Source organism: Bacteroidota bacterium, from assembly GCA_039821555.1.
In the GTDB taxonomy this organism is placed as follows: Bacteria; Bacteroidota; Rhodothermia; order Rhodothermales; family Rubricoccaceae; genus JBCBEX01.
On sequence record JBCBNX010000044.1, the window covers coordinates 1 to 1,881 of the forward strand.

A 1,881-nucleotide genomic window follows, 5' to 3' on the forward strand; every position below is an offset into this window, starting at 1 on the left:
GACTGGTACACCGACGAGCGCTACCGCGTCGACGAAAAGGTCTACGGCCGCTGAGATCTAGGATCGTTGGTGTCTACAGTCGCTACTATCGACAGTCGCTAGTAGACGCGAACGCACACCGCGCCTGGCTTCGCACCGGAAGCTAGGCGCGGTGGGTTGCGGAGCCAGAGGGATTTCTACCTAGCGGGGAGTTCGATAGGTCCACCGTGACGAGGCGGGCCTCTGCGAAGCGACGCATTCGGACAACGACGGGGCAATGCTGGCGTGACGAAGTACGCGGGCATTGCCCTTGTTTTGTCTGAAAATGCAGCACCGCGACCGGAAAGCTGCGATTTCGGGCCAGACACGAGGCTTTGTTTGAAGAGCCGACAGGAGGCGGCTTGGGTTGGCACACGGGGGACGGTCTGCTCTTTGTTGAGACGAGGGTACACCACCATCCGCGGTCTCGGCACGGCGACAAGGCTCTGGCCCTCGTTCGTCTGAGGTGGCTCACTTCTCACCCCCCCCTCCATTCATGACGTACCCCCGCACCTACTCTCGGACCTCTTGGGTCTTCTGCGCCGCGCTTGCGCTCGTGCTCGCCGCCTGTGACGCTGCAGCTCCCGGCGAGTCGCCAACCGGCCCTGTTATTCCCGGCGCTGACGGCATCGACGCGATGCAAGTCCCGTCCGACTTCGACTACGCCACCACCGCAGACGCTACCGTCCGCGTCGAGGCGCGCTCGCGCGACGACCGCCCGATGGCGAACGTCCGCTTCGACGTATACGATGGCGACCGTCGCTTGACCTCGGGCTTCACCAACGAGCGCGGCGTCTACGAGGCGGACCTCGTCGTCGCGGTGGGCACAACGGACCTAACCGTCCGCACCGACTACCTCGGCCTTCCCAACGAGCAGGCTGTCACGATTGAGAACAGCCAGGCTGCTGTTCTCTTCGGCGGTGATGTGCCACGCGACTTTGGCAACGTGACGGGTGCCCCGGCGGGCGCCAAGAGCGCGGGCGATAAGGCCGCGGTGACCTTCACCTACCACAGCCCCTACACCAACAGTGGTGTGCCGACTACGCTCGTCAACCCTTCGGACGTGGTTCACCCCAGTGTGATCGCGGCCGTCAACGCAGCGCTCCCCGAGGGACAAGACGTTCCGGTCAGTCGCCCCGACTACATCAACGACAGCGTGACGTTGGACATCCGTCTCGACGAACTCGCCGACGTGTGGGTGACGTTCGTTCACGAGGGCGCTGGCTATAAGAACGCGCTCGGCTTCTACACCTACGACCTAGACGCGCCTCCGGCGAGCCCGGCGGACATCGCCGAGCACCGGCTCATCCTGCCCAACGTGTCGTACCTCTACAGCGGCGGTGGTCTGCTGACCGGCGACAAGGTGCTCCTCGGTCGGTTCCCAGCCAACACGGGCATCGGCTTTTTCCTGGTCCCCAACGGCTGGCGCAACGCGAGCACCGGCGTGGTCGAGCGCGGCGGGCAGGAGATCCTCTACTCAAACCCCAACTTCAACCCTGAGGCTTCGGCGGCGCTACGTCAGCACACCGTCCTCCTCGAAGTGCCGGGCCGCGACGAGATCCTGCTGGCCTTTGAAGACATCGAGCGCAATCTTCCAGGCTGCGACCAGGACTTCAACGACGCGGTGTTCTACGTGACGGCCAACCCGCCTGAGTCGATCCAGCGCGAGGACATCCCAGAGGCGAACGCTACGCCGCCTGACACCGACGGCGACGGCGTCCCCGACGCCCAGGACGACGCCCCCAACGACCCCACCGTCGCCACCTACGAGTATGGCCCCGCTCGCGACCAGTTCGGCACCCTCGCCTACGAGGACCTCTGGCCCGGACAGGGCGACTACGACTTCAACGACCTCGTCGTCGA

The 1,881-nt window shown here is 64.9% G+C and carries 1 protein-coding gene; it reads left to right on the plus strand.

What is annotated here, in order from left to right:
* Positions 1 to 514: 514 nt before the first annotated feature.
* Positions 515 to 1,881 (plus strand): LruC domain-containing protein (locus AAFU51_18760; protein MEO1573291.1); only part of this gene is annotated, 1,367 nt, incomplete at its 3' end.